The 12,685-nt window shown below is 59.4% G+C and carries 14 protein-coding genes; 6 read left to right on the plus strand and 8 right to left on the minus strand.

Features of this window, described 5'->3' with window-relative positions; genetic code table 11:
* Positions 1-74 precede the first annotated feature (74 nt).
* Positions 75-911: an ABC transporter substrate-binding protein gene (locus FJ320_01570; GenBank protein MBM3924669.1), complete on the plus strand. Its 837-nt coding sequence runs from the start codon at positions 75-77 to the stop codon at positions 909-911.
* A gap of 4 nt (positions 912-915) precedes the next feature.
* Here the strand turns inward: FJ320_01570 and FJ320_01575 are convergent, their stop codons facing one another.
* From FJ320_01575 to FJ320_01600, 6 genes are all read right to left on the minus strand, one after another.
* A complete protein-coding gene (locus FJ320_01575; protein MBM3924670.1) occupies positions 916-1,695 on the minus strand; it encodes a class I SAM-dependent methyltransferase in 780 nt (259 codons plus the stop codon).
* 238 nt (positions 1,696-1,933) lie between these two features.
* Positions 1,934-2,425, minus strand: coding sequence for a hypothetical protein (locus FJ320_01580; protein ID MBM3924671.1), 492 nt, complete (start codon positions 2,423-2,425; stop codon positions 1,934-1,936).
* Positions 2,426-2,461: 36 nt separating this feature from the next.
* Positions 2,462-3,574 carry a dehypoxanthine futalosine cyclase gene (gene mqnC / locus FJ320_01585; protein ID MBM3924672.1) on the minus strand — a complete coding sequence of 371 codons (1,113 nt, stop codon included), beginning with the start codon at positions 3,572-3,574 and terminating at the stop codon, positions 2,462-2,464.
* A 9-nt stretch (positions 3,575-3,583) separates the two neighbouring features.
* Positions 3,584-4,399 (minus strand): menaquinone biosynthesis protein, encoded by an 816-nt coding sequence (locus tag FJ320_01590; GenBank protein ID MBM3924673.1) that lies wholly within the window; start codon positions 4,397-4,399, stop codon positions 3,584-3,586.
* Positions 4,389-5,606 (minus strand): aminofutalosine synthase MqnE, encoded by a 1,218-nt coding sequence (mqnE, locus tag FJ320_01595; GenBank protein MBM3924674.1) that lies wholly within the window; start codon positions 5,604-5,606, stop codon positions 4,389-4,391. The genes FJ320_01590 and mqnE overlap by 11 nt, the downstream gene beginning before the upstream one ends.
* Entirely contained in the window at positions 5,498-6,103 is a 606-nt protein-coding gene (locus FJ320_01600) for a TetR/AcrR family transcriptional regulator (GenBank protein MBM3924675.1), read from the minus strand. The genes mqnE and FJ320_01600 overlap by 109 nt, the downstream gene beginning before the upstream one ends.
* Before the next feature lie 118 nt (positions 6,104-6,221).
* Here FJ320_01600 and FJ320_01605 point away from each other — a divergent pair, with 118 nt between their 5' ends.
* The 3 genes from FJ320_01605 to FJ320_01615 are packed head-to-tail and all read left to right on the plus strand — an operon-like array spanning position 6,222 to position 8,634.
* Positions 6,222-6,842, plus strand: coding sequence for a hypothetical protein (locus FJ320_01605; GenBank protein ID MBM3924676.1), 621 nt, complete (start codon positions 6,222-6,224; stop codon positions 6,840-6,842).
* A 49-nt stretch (positions 6,843-6,891) separates the two neighbouring features.
* Complete coding sequence (locus FJ320_01610) at positions 6,892-7,707, plus strand: putative hydro-lyase (GenBank protein ID MBM3924677.1); 816 nt, start codon at positions 6,892-6,894, stop codon at positions 7,705-7,707.
* Between the two features lie 51 nt (positions 7,708-7,758).
* Positions 7,759-8,634: a DUF4392 domain-containing protein gene (locus tag FJ320_01615; protein MBM3924678.1), complete on the plus strand. Its 876-nt coding sequence runs from the start codon at positions 7,759-7,761 to the stop codon at positions 8,632-8,634.
* Positions 8,635-8,639: 5 nt separating this feature from the next.
* Here FJ320_01615 and FJ320_01620 read toward each other — a convergent pair whose 3' ends face one another.
* Positions 8,640-9,974 carry an alkyl hydroperoxide reductase gene (locus FJ320_01620; protein ID MBM3924679.1) on the minus strand — a complete coding sequence of 445 codons (1,335 nt, stop codon included), beginning with the start codon at positions 9,972-9,974 and terminating at the stop codon, positions 8,640-8,642.
* 285 nt (positions 9,975-10,259) lie between these two features.
* On the opposite strand from FJ320_01620, the gene FJ320_01625 reads away from it, so the two are divergent.
* Both FJ320_01625 and FJ320_01630 read left to right on the plus strand, forming a co-directional pair.
* Positions 10,260-11,036 carry an MBL fold metallo-hydrolase gene (locus FJ320_01625; protein MBM3924680.1) on the plus strand — a complete coding sequence of 259 codons (777 nt, stop codon included), beginning with the start codon at positions 10,260-10,262 and terminating at the stop codon, positions 11,034-11,036.
* 65 nt (positions 11,037-11,101) lie between these two features.
* On the plus strand, positions 11,102-12,259 hold the full coding sequence (locus FJ320_01630) for an acetoin utilization protein AcuC (GenBank protein ID MBM3924681.1): 1,158 nt from the start codon (positions 11,102-11,104) through the stop codon (positions 12,257-12,259).
* A 53-nt stretch (positions 12,260-12,312) separates the two neighbouring features.
* Here FJ320_01630 and FJ320_01635 read toward each other — a convergent pair whose 3' ends face one another.
* Entirely contained in the window at positions 12,313-12,606 is a 294-nt protein-coding gene (locus FJ320_01635) for a hypothetical protein (protein MBM3924682.1), read from the minus strand.
* Between the last annotated feature and the right edge of the window lie 79 nt (positions 12,607-12,685).

Consider the following 12,685-nt stretch of genomic DNA (forward strand, 5'->3'; position numbering starts at 1 on the left):
CCTCGCTCTCCCTTCGTGTCTGGTTTCATGGTAGCATAGCCCATCGCAACCTCATCTAGTAAGGAACCTTGCCCATGCCTGTGTTAAGAGTAGGCCACAGCCCTGACGCCGACGATGCCTTCATGTTCTACCCTCTGGCCAAGGGCATTATCACCGTCCCGGGTTACGAAATTACCCATGTCCTAGAGGAGATCCAGGCGCTGAACCAGCGGGCGCTGAAGGGTGAGTTGGAGGTCACGGCCATCTCCGCCGCCGTTTACCCCCAGGTGGCGCAGCACTACCGCATCATGCCCTGCGGCGCGTCGGTGGGGCGCAAGTACGGGCCAGCAGTCGTATCCAAGAAGCCCCTGGACGCCAGGGATCTGGCGGGCAAGCGCATCGCCATCCCCGGCCAGTTCACCACCGCCTACATGCTCCTCCGCATATACATGAGCAAGCCTTTCGAGCCCGTCTTCATGAGTTTCGATGCCGTAACCGAGGCCGTGCAGCAAGGCAAGGTGGACGCGGGTATCTTCATTCACGAGGGGCAGATTCGAGAGCGTGAGATGGGGCTACATAAGGTATTGGACCTGGGGCGGTGGTGGTTCGATGACACCGGCCTGCCCGTCCCTCTAGGCCTGGACATGGTGCATCGACGCCTGGGCGACAGGCTGGGCCGCCAGGTGACCCGGGCCCTCCACGACGCCATTGTCCACTCCCGCACCCACGAGGACGACGCCCTGGACTACGCGCTTGCCTTTGGCCGTGGCATCGATAGGGAGACGGGTCGGAAGTTTGTGCGCATGTACGTGAACCAGGATACCGAGGACATGGGAGAGGATGGGCGAAAGGCGTTGGAGACGCTGTTTGCGCGCGCTGCTAAGAAAGGGATTATCAAAGAAGCGCCGCCACTAGACCTGGTAGAGATTTAGCCGCCTACCTTAACACTCCCCTTAACAGGTACCCTTCACCGCCGTCGTCGTACACGGGGTAGGGGAGAGCCTCGGCATCAAAACCAGCCTTGTCCATCAGCTCCAGCCAGGTCTCTAGAGGAAACAGGCCTGTGATGTGCAAGTCCTGCTCCACCCGCACCTTTCCGTCCTGCTTGATTATGTAAAAGAAGCGGGTCTCGATGGTGGTGTCAAAAGGGTCTGGATCGATGTCGTGTTCCAGATATGTAAGCTCGAGGCCATCGGGGCCGGGCAGGATGCGATGGTCCACGTGGGTGCCTTTGTAGGTCTCGCGGTACCAATCGGGGGAGCAGATAAAGACCCCGCCGGAATCGAGGTGCGCTTTGGCCGTAGCGAACACACGCTTCAGATCACGCTCGCTGCGCATATAGGCGATGGCGTCGTGGATGAGTACAGCCTTGAACTTGCGGCCCAAGCGGACGCTGCGCATATCGCCCTGGAAAAACTCGACGCCGGGGTTCAGCTTGCGGGCGTTGACTAGCATAGGCTTCGATATATCCACCGCCGTGGCCTTGAACTCCTTGGTGAGATGAGAGAGGTTGTGCCCGCCGCCGACGCCCAGTTCCAGTATGGGGTGGCGGCCCGGGCCGAGGCGCTCCCGCAAAGCCTGCCGCCAGAAGCTGGCCTCCAGAGCATAGTCCTCGGGCGGGTCCATGATGGGCCACAGCCAGGCCAAGTCACGGTAGAGGCGGTTCTCCCGGGACTTCTTTTTTCTTACCGATTTGCTTTTAGGTGACTTAGGCATGGAAGAAGTAAATTTTCAAGGCGAATCCCGGTGTTATAAAAATTTCAGTACTTTCGAAAACGAATCAGAGCTTCAGGCGTGCATCAGGCACGGATTCGTTTTAAGGGAAAGGTGATGCTACATCGCACCTACTAGACAGAGATGAGCGGCTATGTGGCAGCGGGACCTAGTCATGGGAAGATGATAGGGAAGATGGAAGGCTTAAATCAACGGGCAGATGTCGCTGCAGGCTGATAGCCTAAGTCTCGGCCGCCTTTTTTATGTTGGCCAGGGTGCGCTCCATCCCCTTCTTAATAGTGCCGCCTCGCATCATGCGGTATGGCAGCCTGAAGGCTGTGGTTAAGGCGGCGCTCATCGCTTCCACCTCTACCTCGTGGGTAAGTCTTACGCTTTCCTGCTGGGGCTGTATCTTGAACCACCACTGGATGCGCCGCATCTTGGGCGACATGTTAGCCGGCGGGCTGGAGGTCCAGGAGAACTCGGTAGGAGGGTTGTAGGAGACTATCTCTGAAGTGGCGACAAACTTCATCCGCGAAGGCCCTACCTTGATATCTTCATCCGCCTCAAACTTGGTGCCGATGCCGACCGACCCCTCCGTCAGCCTCCTGATTTTCAGCACCTCGCCGCTACCCGCTAACAGGTTGTGACGTGCGATGTCGCTGACGATGGCAAAGTCCTTCTCGGGACTTGCCTTAATCACCACCTCTTTTTGAGCCTTGAACAGAAGCATGGCTTACCTCCTGCCAGGGTCACTAAAATGCGACGATTATACTACCCCCGCCGGCAGCGCCTCCGACTCCTCGAACCGGCGCAGCACTTCATAGAGGGTGGTGCGCTGGGCGGGGACGAACCCGGCCTCGCGGATCAGGGTAATGACCTCGTCCACAGTGGTGCGGTTGTAGAAGCCTGCCTCCTGCATTACATTCTCATCGAACAGCGTGCCGCCGAAGTCGTCGCCGCCGAAGTGCAGCGCCACCTGGCCCGTCTTCTTCCCCTCGCTGAACCACGACGCCTGGATATGCTGGATGTTATCGAGGTAGATGCGCGAGAGGGCGATCATGCGGAGGTATCGATTGGCGCCCTGCTCGTGGTCGACACGCTTGTCCAGGGCGGTGTTGGCCTTCTTGAAGCTCCAGGGGATGAAGGCGGTGAAGCCGGGGGCTTCGTCCTGCAACGCCCGCAGGACCTCCAGGTGTTCGATAACGTCCTCATCCTGCTCCAGGTGGCCATACATCATGGTGGCGGTGGTGTGAATGCCGAGCTTATGGGCCTCGCGATGCACCTCCGTCCACTGGTCAACGCTACCCTTAGGGAACAGCCGGCTAATCTTACGCTTAACTCGATTGGACAAAATCTCCGAGCCGCCGCCAGGAATGGAGTTCAGCCCAGCCTCCTTCAGCGCCTGAAGCACCTCTCGAACGCTGAGCTTGGACACCTGGGCCATCTTCTGGACCTCGGGCGCCGAGAAGAAGTGGGGATGGAGGGTTGGGAGGCGGCGCCGGGTCTCGCGCACTAGATCGGTGTAGTACTCCAGGGGCAGACTGGGGTTAAGGCCGCCCTGCATCAGCACCGTGGTGCAGCCCTTATCAACAGCTTTGGCGAGCATCGACATAACCTCATCCACCGAGTGGGTGTACTTGTCGGTATCCTTCTCGGTGCGGTAGAAGGCGCAGAAGGTGCAGTAGGCATCGCAGACGTTGGTGTAGTTGAGGTTGGTGTCGATGACGAAGGTGACCATCGGCTCTGGGTTGTGACGGTAGCGCGACTCCATCGCCAGGGGCGCCAGGTCCAACAGCGGGGCCTCTTTCAGCAGATACAGCCCCTCCTCTTTGTCGATGCGCTGCCCGTTATTGACCTTCTCGCGAATCTTGTTGAGCATAACCTTCTCCTAAGCCCCTCTCTCGGTGGACGAGCGGGCAGGCTCTTTTATGGCCTCTAGCAACCTTCTGAATCTATCCATCGCCTCCATCTCCGCCGGGCCTAGCCGGTAGTGGAAGCTCAGTATGTATTCGACGACCTCGTCGTGGGTCATGTTCAGGTCGCGGCGGCGGGCGGCGATGGCGTCCACGTCTGCGATGGCCTGGGATATGGACGTATCGAGCCACTGACACAGCCGCCACGCCTGGTCTTTAGGGAAGTCCTTGCGCACCACCCATCGAGCGAAGACAAAGGGCAGGCCCGTCCACCGGTTCCAGACCTCGCCCAGGTCGTAGCAGTGCGGGTAGCTGGGCATGCCGTTTCGATGGCGCAGGGCATCGTCGCCGATGAGCAGGAAGGCGTCCCAGTGTGTGGCGGCGCTGTTGCCGTTAGCTGGAGGGAACACCTGGGGCAGCAGGACGTATTCTTTAGGCTGAACGTTGTATTTGTGCGCCAGCAGCACCTTCAGCAATCGTACCGTAGTCGAGGTTTGGCCTGTGACTGCGATGGCGGCGCCATCGAGTTCTTCTATCGGACGCTTGGAATAAAAAAGTATGCTGCGGGCGCGGTCAGTGGTGCCAATGCAAAAGTCTCCCAGAGGCTTGAAGATGTCCTCGAGTTCGAAGCAGGTGACCAGCGGCACCGGCCCAGCGTCGATGCGTCCTTCGCCGGCGGCGGCGGAGAGGGCGCGGGGCACCAGGGGCGTCAGCTGCACATCGCGGCCTCGTAGGGTATGATAGAAGACCTCCGAGTTGAGGTAGGGTATCTGGCCGACTCTAATTGGCATAGACTTTCAACTCGTTATAGAGAGCGTCCCGCTCTACGGGCGTCTTGCCAGCGTCGCGGATCAGCCGCGTCATGCGGTCTCGGGTGAGGCCTATGGGACTTTTGGCCTTGGCGGCGTGGGATATACGCTCGCGGCCAATGGTGCCGTCCGAATCATCGGCGCCGAAGTGCAGGGCGATGGAGGCGGTCTCTTCGTAGATAGTTATCCAGTAGGCTTTGATGTGCGGGAAGTTATCCAGCATCAGCCGCGCGCAGGCAATGGTCTTGAGGTCGTCGAAGGGGGAGGCCTGGCGCGCCACCAGCTTGGTGTCGCCGGTCTGGTACTCAATGGGTATGAAAGCGAGGAAGCCGTGGGTCTCGTCCTGCAGCTCTCGCAGCAGCTCGAAGTGATGGACCCGCTCTTCGATGGTCTCTACATGCCCGTAGAGCAGCGTAGCGTTGGAGGGAATGCCCATCTTATGGGCCATGCGATGTATCTCCAGCCATCGCTGCGGGCTGGCCTTACCCGGGAAGAGGAGCTTGTGGATGCGGCTGGAAAAGACCTCGGCGCCGCCGCCGGGCATGGAGTTAAGGCCGGCCTCCTTCAATCGCGCCAACGCCTCCTCCGGCGGCACCTTCCACCGACGCCAGAAGTAGTCTATCTCCGACGCGGTGAAAGCCTTGACCTGGCAGTTGGGAAAGTTCTGCTTGATGGCCTTCACGATGTCGACATAGTGCTCAAAGCCCCAAGTGGGATGATGCCCGCCGACCATGTGGGCCTCGCGAATCTCGTCGCTGAGGAGGCCAAGGATGTCCTCCATGGTCATCTCGTAAGCGCCGGCGTCGCCCTTCTTCTTGGCGAAGTCGCAGAAGGAACACGAGAGGACGCAGAGGTTGGTGGGGTTGATATGGCGGTTGATGACAAAGAACACCTTGTCGCCCCACATGCGGGTCTTGACCCAGTCCGCCATCTTGCCGACGGCGGCGAAGTCATCAGTCTTGAGGATTTTCACGCCGTCGTCGAAGTTTAGACGCTGGCCCGCCTGTACTTTCTCCCAGGTGGGTATTAAAGAGCGGTCGGTGAAGGCGATGTCTTGATAGACCTCTGCTCTAGGCACAGCTACGCCCCTTCTTGAGTCGTTGGTTTTTTCATGATGCTTTTCAGCAGCAGCCGCTTTAGCACCGGCCGGGCCTCCTTTGTCGGCGACGGCTTGCCGGTGTAGAGCCATAGCGCCACCACCTCGTTGATGGCCCCGAGCCAGATGTGGGATGTGATTTCGGTATCGATGTCTTCGATAGAACCCTCGGTCACGGCCTGGTCTAAGTTCTCCTTAATGAGTACGGCGAATCGAGAATACAGCTCGACGCGCTTTTTTTCGAAGGCGTTGCCCATGCTATAGCCTTGCACAAGCAGAAGCTTGGCCATGGGACGCTTCTGGCCCAGGGAGTCGAGCACGGTGTCCAGCGCGACTTCCAGGCGTCGCAGGGCGGTAGGCTCCTGGGATACGGTCTTTCTAACCCGCTCCACCAGCCGGTCGGCCAAGTGGTCCATGACAGCGAAGAAGAGCCTCTCTTTGCTGGGGAAGTGGAAATAGAGGCCGCCCTTAGACACCTCGGTCAGCCGCACAATGTCGTCCATGGCGGCGTCGTGATAGCCCTTCTCGGCGAAAAGGGCCTCAGCGGCCTCCATGATCTTGTCTCTGGCGGTAACTTTTTCTCTGACCATACAATTACAAACCGACTGGTCGGTCGGTTATAATGTAATGCTTGCCTTTATCGCGTGTCAATAAAAATGGTGGCATGGTTTCATTGAGTGGGCGGTATAATTGGGAGAGGGATAAGCCATGAGCAGCCTCGCCAACTTGTTCAAGATGGACTCGCCCCAGCGGCGTCGGGAGGCTCTTTGCGCGCATTTCGTGTCCTTGGGTATCAACGCCCAAGTGGCAAATCGTGGCCGTGGCGAGGAGCAGCTGCGAGCATCAGGTGAAAACTCCCTTGGCATTATTGCCGTCCACAACAGCCCCATCTCCTGGATCCACCTGGTCCAGGGTATGTTGAAACAGGGGCGCTCCTGGGAGCAGATGTTCTCGCGTACTCTAGGCGAGAGCTACCATCGCATCTGGTACGGAGTGCGCGACGCCAACCTCCGGGTAGGAAAGCAGCCAGTAGTATTTCACTCGATTCGTGTCCGCTCAGTGCCAGTCATCGGCAGGGCAACGGATGTCAGATGGGAAACGATGACCGAAGAGGTCAGCCTGGGTCCGCTGTCCGAGGACTCAGCGTTTAAAGAGCCGTTGCTGAAGGCTGGCCTGGATGTGGACGTGATGGGGTTCTCGGATGGTTACTGGATCATCGCCAATCGAGAGACCGGACGGCTCCCCAACAAGCCTATCTGGAACGCCTATGAAGCGGTGGCCCGGGGGCTAATCCAATTTTCCCGCCAATCGCCTAACGGACTAAATTGACGGGGCCGCAGCGCCAGGACTAAGATGAGGCTGTCCAGCAACTAGCTTTATGAGGGAGGAAGCCGTGGCTACCATCACCCGCAGCCTTCCAAACATGCCAACAGAAATCCGAAAAATCATCCGCGTGGGCGAGTACGCCGACGTCACCAGCGCCCTGGCCCCCGGCTATGTCCAGGCCAACCTCGTTATTTTGCCCAAAGAACAGGCCTTCGACTTCCTTCTCTTCTGCCAGCGCAATCCGAAGCCATGCCCGCTCATCGAGGTTATGGAGCCGGGCGTGGTGGAGCCCAAGATCACATCCCCTGGCGCGGACATACGCAGCGACCTGCCGAAGTACCGAGTGTTTCGCAACGGTGAGATGGTGGAGGAGCCGACGGACATCAGCCACCTGTGGCGCAAAGACCTGGTCACCTTCCTCCTGGGCTGCAGCTTCACCTTCGAGAAGGCGATGGTCGACGCGGGGATACCTCTGTGGCACTGGGAGCACGCCAAGAACGTAGCCATGTGGCGCACCAACATCGCGTGCACCCCCGCCGGCGCTTTCCACGGCCCCACGGTAGTCAGCATGCGTCCCATTCACCACAAGCAGATCGTCCGCGCCGTCCAGGTGACCTCTCGATTCCCCAACGCCCACGGCGCGCCGCTGCACATCGGCAACCCCGAGGCCATCGGCATCAAGGACATCACCAAGCCTGACTACGGCGACGAGCAGCCTTTTAACCCGGGGCAGGTGCCGGTCTTCTGGGCCTGTGGCGTGACGCCCCAGGCGGTGGCCCTTCAGTCCAAGCCGCCCTTCATGATTACCCACTCGCCGGGGCACATGTTTATCACCAACATGCGGGACGCGGACCTGGCGGCGCTGTAGCGGGCCGTAACGTAACCTAGCTCTTGTCGAAAAGAAATAAAGGATAGAGTTATGTCTACTACTGCGTTTTCGACCATCGAGGACATTATTCTGCAGCGGGACCAGCGGGGCGTCGCCGCCCTGCGGCCCCACCTGCCTGCCGACTATGCCGTCCAGGCAGCCCAGTACGTCCTCGACCACCCCGGCACCACCTTCATCACCACTGGGTTCTACATCCTCTACGGCGGCACCGTCGAGACCGACGGCCCTCCGGGCGCCATGGCCATCGGCAAAGCGTTGGAGAAGCTAGGACGCAAGGTTGTATATGTCACCGACAAGTATTGCCTGAAGGCGATGAAGACCCTGGCCAGCCCCAAGGGCACGGTGGAGGAATTCCCCGTCACCGACCTGGAAGGGAGCAACAAAGCCGCCAAGGTTCTCATCGACAAGCACAAGCCCGCCTTGCTCATCTCCATCGAACGCTCCAGCCCCTCCCGCGACGGTATCTACCGCAACATGCGCTCCACGGACGTTTCGTCCTACACTGCCAAGGTGGACGCCATGTTCCGCATCCACCCCAACACCGTCGGCATCGGCGACGGCGGCAATGAGATTGGCATGGGGCTTTTGGAGGAGTTCATACCCAAGTACCCCAAGCTGCCCCAGCTTCCCGCCGCCGTAGCCTGCAAGAAGCTGATCATCGCTAGCGTGTCCAACTGGGGCGGGTACGGGCTGGTGGCGGCCATGTCGAAACTGTCCAAGCGCAACCTCCTGCCGACGCTGGAGGAGGAGGCCGGATGGGTGAAACAGTGCGTCGACCAGGGGCTGGTAGACGGCTTCACCGGCGAGGCCAAGCTGTACGTGGACGGCTTCCCGATGGACGAGTACCAGAAGACCCTTAAACAGCTCCATGACCTGCTGAAGCGAGAAGGGGTAAAGGGAAAGTAGGTAGCCTAAACCCCCTTAATCTCCAGCGTCTCCACTTCCGCTTTCGCCAGATCCGCTATCCTTATGGCGTGATTGTTGGTGTCCGCCACGTATAGCTTGCCGTTGGCTACCGACAGTCCACCGGGTTCGTAGAAGTGGGCGTCCAGGGCCGGACCGTCCTTCAACCCAGGTTTTCCTGAGCCGAGGAACTTAGTGACGCCTCTGGTGTTGGGAAAGCACTTCTTGATCTTGTGGTTGTACGAATCTGCTACGTAAAGCACCCCATCATGCCAGTGGACGCCCAGGGGGTGCTGCAACCGCACCTGGTCGCCGATGCCGTCCATGTCCCCAAACTCGAATAAGCCTTTGCCGACAATCGTCGTCACTCGACCGCCGGGCGTCAGGTCGGCTATGCGGAGCGAGCTAGTCTCGCTGTCGGCGAAGTAGAGGCGTTGGCCGTCGGTAGTAATGCCGCTGGGCTGGGCCAGGGCCGCCGACGCCAGCGGGCCATCGACGATGTTCTCTCGACCGCTGCCAGCGTAAGGCCCCGCCGTCTTCTTGGCCGGGTTCAGATACCAGAGCTGGTGCGGCCCCGCCATAGCGATGTACAGCACACCCTTGTGAAAGACCAAATCCCAGGGCGAGTTCAGCAGCACATCTTTTATAGGGCCGCCGGTATTGCCGAAGGGCGCCTGCTCGCCCTTGCCTGCCAGAGTCTCAACGTACCCCTCTTTCAAGTCCACGGCGCGGATGGCATGGTTCTCGGTGTCAGCGACATAGAGGGTGTCGTCGTCCAGGGCCAGGCCCTGTGGGTGGTTGAACGCGGCCACTACCAGGTCACCATCCTCAAGACCGGGCGTCACCCCACCCATAGTCCGCACCACCTCCCCCTCCAGTGTGGTCTCGACGATGCGGTTGTGATTGGAGTCGGATATGAACAACCTATCACGCGCGGCGTCGGCCAGGACCTTGCCGGGGAAGGACAGAGGTGTAGTCGGCGGCGGCTCCAGCTTGTAGTCCAGCGGGCGTCTGTCTAGGAGGCCCTGGGCGTCGTACTCCTTCACCATCTCGGACAGCAGATTGTCAAAGGCCTCGTAGGGTATCTCGCCCTCGTGCTTCCCCATAACTTTGCCCTGAGGGTCGATGAACATGAGGGTGGGCCAGGCTCGGGCGGTGTAGGCCTGCCATACCTGGAACTGGCTGTCGTTGATGACGGGATGGCTTATCTCATATCGAAGGATGGCCTGGCGGACGTTCTCGGTCTCCTTCTCAGTCGGGAACTTGGCGGAGTGGACGCCAACGACCACCAGATCTCTCTCGTACTTCTTCTCCAGCTTCCGCAACTGCGGAAAGACGTGCATGCAGTTAATTCAACAATATGTCCAGAAATCGAGGATGACGATTTTGCCCTTTAGCTCCCGCAGGCTGAGGGGTCGTTCGGTGTTAAGCCAGTCCAGGCCCGGCGGGAAGTCGGGCGCGTTGACGGTGCCCAGGTATTGAGAGGGTGGCATGGCAGCCTCCTTCAAATCCAAACTCTCACTCTTCCATTCTCCGCCAACGCACCGCCTTAGTCCATAATTCGAGCGCGCCCTTGATTAAACGCCACCCTAGGGCCATGATTAAGCTAAACGCCCTGTTGAGCTGCTATGCGAATTCGCGTCTTAGGCGCCCACAACCTGGAGACCCGAGAGACCCGCCACACCTGCTTTCTCGTCGACGGCACAGCAGCCATCGACGCCGGCAGCCTCATGACTGGCCTGCGTCCTGACGAATTCAACTCGCTGCAAGCCATCCTCCTCACCCATCGCCACTTCGACCACATCCGCGACCTGCCAACCTTCGGCCTAGCCACCATGGACTCCTGTGCGACCCTGGACATCTACGGGCTGCCTCAAACCCTCGAAGCTCTATCCACCCACCTTCTTGACGGCCTCCTCTACCCCAACTTCAACCAGCGGCCCTCGCCTGAAAAGCCGCGCTTCAAGCTGCACACCATAACCCCTAACAAGCCCTTTAGCGCGGGCGGACTGACCGCCCGGCCAGTGACAATGCCCCACGGCGCACCTGCCGTCGGCTTTGTAGTCCGCGACGCGCAGGGCCGCTGCGCCGCCTTCACCGGTGACACAGGCGGCGGCTTGCTGTCTCTCCTGCACGATGCCTTCAGGCCGTCGCTTCTTTTTGTCGAGATGACCTACCCTAACCATATGGAGTCGAAGGCTAAAGAGAATGGCCACTTAACGCCTTCTCTGCTGGTGAGGGATATGGAGGCCGCCCGCCGGCGGGGTGTCGCCATACCCAAGATAGTCGCGACGCATATAGGCTTTCATTACCAGTCCGATATTGTAAGTGAACTAGATAAGGCGACTCGCGAATCCGGTACTGAAATCATCGCCGCGTCAGCGGATATGGAGTTCGATATCTAAGCGTACGGGAGCGCGCTGAACGCCGTCGAGTATACTGACGGCACCTCCCGCAGCCAGAAAATGAAATGAGACCCCTTGCAGGTCCTGAAAGGAGCCTTATGACAGCTCAGTCCGCCTTTATATATGATGATGCCTTCAGCCACCACGTGCTGCGGCAAGACCACCCCATGCGGCCCATCCGCCTCCGCTACACCTACGAACTGCTGGACTCCTACGGCGCCTTCAAGGACTCAGGGCAGTTGGTCAAGCCTCGCCCCGCCACGGAAGAAGAGGTATCGGCGTTTCACACGTCGGACTATATTCAGGCTGTGCGAATGCTCTCCAGCGGCATGTACCTGCCCAGTTCCGCTCAGTATGGCTTCAGCGCCATGGGCGACAACCCAGTCTTTCCAGGCATGTTCGAGGCGTCGCTTCTGAGCACAGGGGGCACTATGGTGGCGGCGGAGATGGTGGCCCAGGGCAAAGTTAAGGCGGCCTTCAACATCTCCGGCGGCTTGCATCACGCCATGGCGGACCGGGCCTCGGGCTTCTGCGTCTTCAACGACCCCGTGGTGGCGATTAAATATTTGATGAAGCAAGGGATGAAGGTGGCTTACGTCGACATCGACGCTCACCACGGCGACGGCGTCCAGGCCGCCTTTTATGACACCGACCAAGTGTTGACTATCTCAACCCACGAGTCCGGGCGGTTCCTTTTCCCCGGAACAGGCTTTGTTGACGAAGCTGGGACCGGCAAGGGCCGAGGCTATTCGGTCAACGTCCCTCTATTCCCTTACACCGGCGACGACGCCTACCTGTGGGCCTTTCGCGAGACCGTGGTCCCGCTTATCAAAGCCTTCAAGCCTGACATCCTGTTCACCCAGCTTGGCATAGATACCCACGCGCGAGACCCCATCACCCATCTCCAACTAACGTCCCGCGCCTTTACCGAGGCTGTGCAGGAGTTTGCCTCGCTGGGCCTGCCGTGGATTGCCACCGGCGGTGGCGGCTATGACGTCATGGCGGTGGCGAGGTGCTGGGCCCTGGCCTACGGAATCATGGCAGGCCGGGAGTGGTCGCAGGATATCCCAGAGGCTTATACATCGCGCTATGGAATCACCAATCTGAGGGACCCGGACGTAAACCCGCCGGCCAAGGAACTCCACGACCAGATTGAAAGCCATGCTCAGGTTACGGTCGAAGAGATAAAGAAGCTTTTCTTTCCCATCCACAAGGTGGACTAAGTAGAAAGACCCCCGAATCGTCGGGGGTCTTTCCGTGTTACGTGCGTTCCAGTTTACGATTTGACCGCTTTGTCCGCAACCTTCAGTATCGCCTTCGCGTCCTCGCCGACTCCCTGCTCCACACAGTCCAGGTATGTAGAGTAGATGGCCTTGTCCAAAGCCTTCAGGATGCGGCCGTCCGAGTGTTGAACCTGCCGCACCTCAGCCTTGCGATGGGTGTAGTAGTGCAACCTTTCCAGAAAATGGTCCTGGAGCTTGGTAAGCTGTTGTACCGCGTCCGTCACCACCTGGCTGTTTTCAGTTTGCGCCGTATCAGGCTGATTGGGCGCTTTAGATATCTGTGCCATCTCTCTACCTCCCTTCTGATTGACCGCAGCGAGGCCGAGATTCAACCAGTGCGTTGGGTTATATATCTATTATTACGCA

The organism is SAR202 cluster bacterium (genome assembly GCA_016872285.1).
GTDB lineage: Bacteria > Chloroflexota > Dehalococcoidia > Lucifugimonadales.

Excerpts from the sequence above, each read along its gene's own strand:
- FJ320_01570 (MBM3924669.1), top strand. The coding sequence starts at position 75 with ATGCCTGTGTTAAGAGTAGGCCACAGCCCTGACGCCGACGATGCCTTC.
- FJ320_01575 (MBM3924670.1), bottom strand. The coding sequence starts at position 1,695 with ATGCCTAAGTCACCTAAAAGCAAATCGGTAAGAAAAAAGAAGTCCCGG.
- FJ320_01580 (MBM3924671.1), bottom strand. The coding sequence starts at position 2,425 with ATGCTTCTGTTCAAGGCTCAAAAAGAGGTGGTGATTAAGGCAAGTCCC.
- mqnC (MBM3924672.1), bottom strand. The coding sequence starts at position 3,574 with ATGCTCAACAAGATTCGCGAGAAGGTCAATAACGGGCAGCGCATCGAC.
- FJ320_01590 (MBM3924673.1), bottom strand. The coding sequence starts at position 4,399 with ATGCCAATTAGAGTCGGCCAGATACCCTACCTCAACTCGGAGGTCTTC.
- mqnE (MBM3924674.1), bottom strand. The coding sequence starts at position 5,606 with ATGGCTCTACACCGGCAAGCCGTCGCCGACAAAGGAGGCCCGGCCGGT.
- FJ320_01600 (MBM3924675.1), bottom strand. The coding sequence starts at position 6,103 with ATGGTCAGAGAAAAAGTTACCGCCAGAGACAAGATCATGGAGGCCGCT.
- FJ320_01605 (MBM3924676.1), top strand. The coding sequence starts at position 6,222 with ATGAGCAGCCTCGCCAACTTGTTCAAGATGGACTCGCCCCAGCGGCGT.
- FJ320_01610 (MBM3924677.1), top strand. The coding sequence starts at position 6,892 with ATGAGGGAGGAAGCCGTGGCTACCATCACCCGCAGCCTTCCAAACATG.
- FJ320_01615 (MBM3924678.1), top strand. The coding sequence starts at position 7,759 with ATGTCTACTACTGCGTTTTCGACCATCGAGGACATTATTCTGCAGCGG.
- FJ320_01620 (MBM3924679.1), bottom strand. The coding sequence starts at position 9,974 with ATGCACGTCTTTCCGCAGTTGCGGAAGCTGGAGAAGAAGTACGAGAGA.
- FJ320_01625 (MBM3924680.1), top strand. The coding sequence starts at position 10,260 with ATGCGAATTCGCGTCTTAGGCGCCCACAACCTGGAGACCCGAGAGACC.
- FJ320_01630 (MBM3924681.1), top strand. The coding sequence starts at position 11,102 with ATGAGACCCCTTGCAGGTCCTGAAAGGAGCCTTATGACAGCTCAGTCC.
- FJ320_01635 (MBM3924682.1), bottom strand. The coding sequence starts at position 12,606 with ATGGCACAGATATCTAAAGCGCCCAATCAGCCTGATACGGCGCAAACT.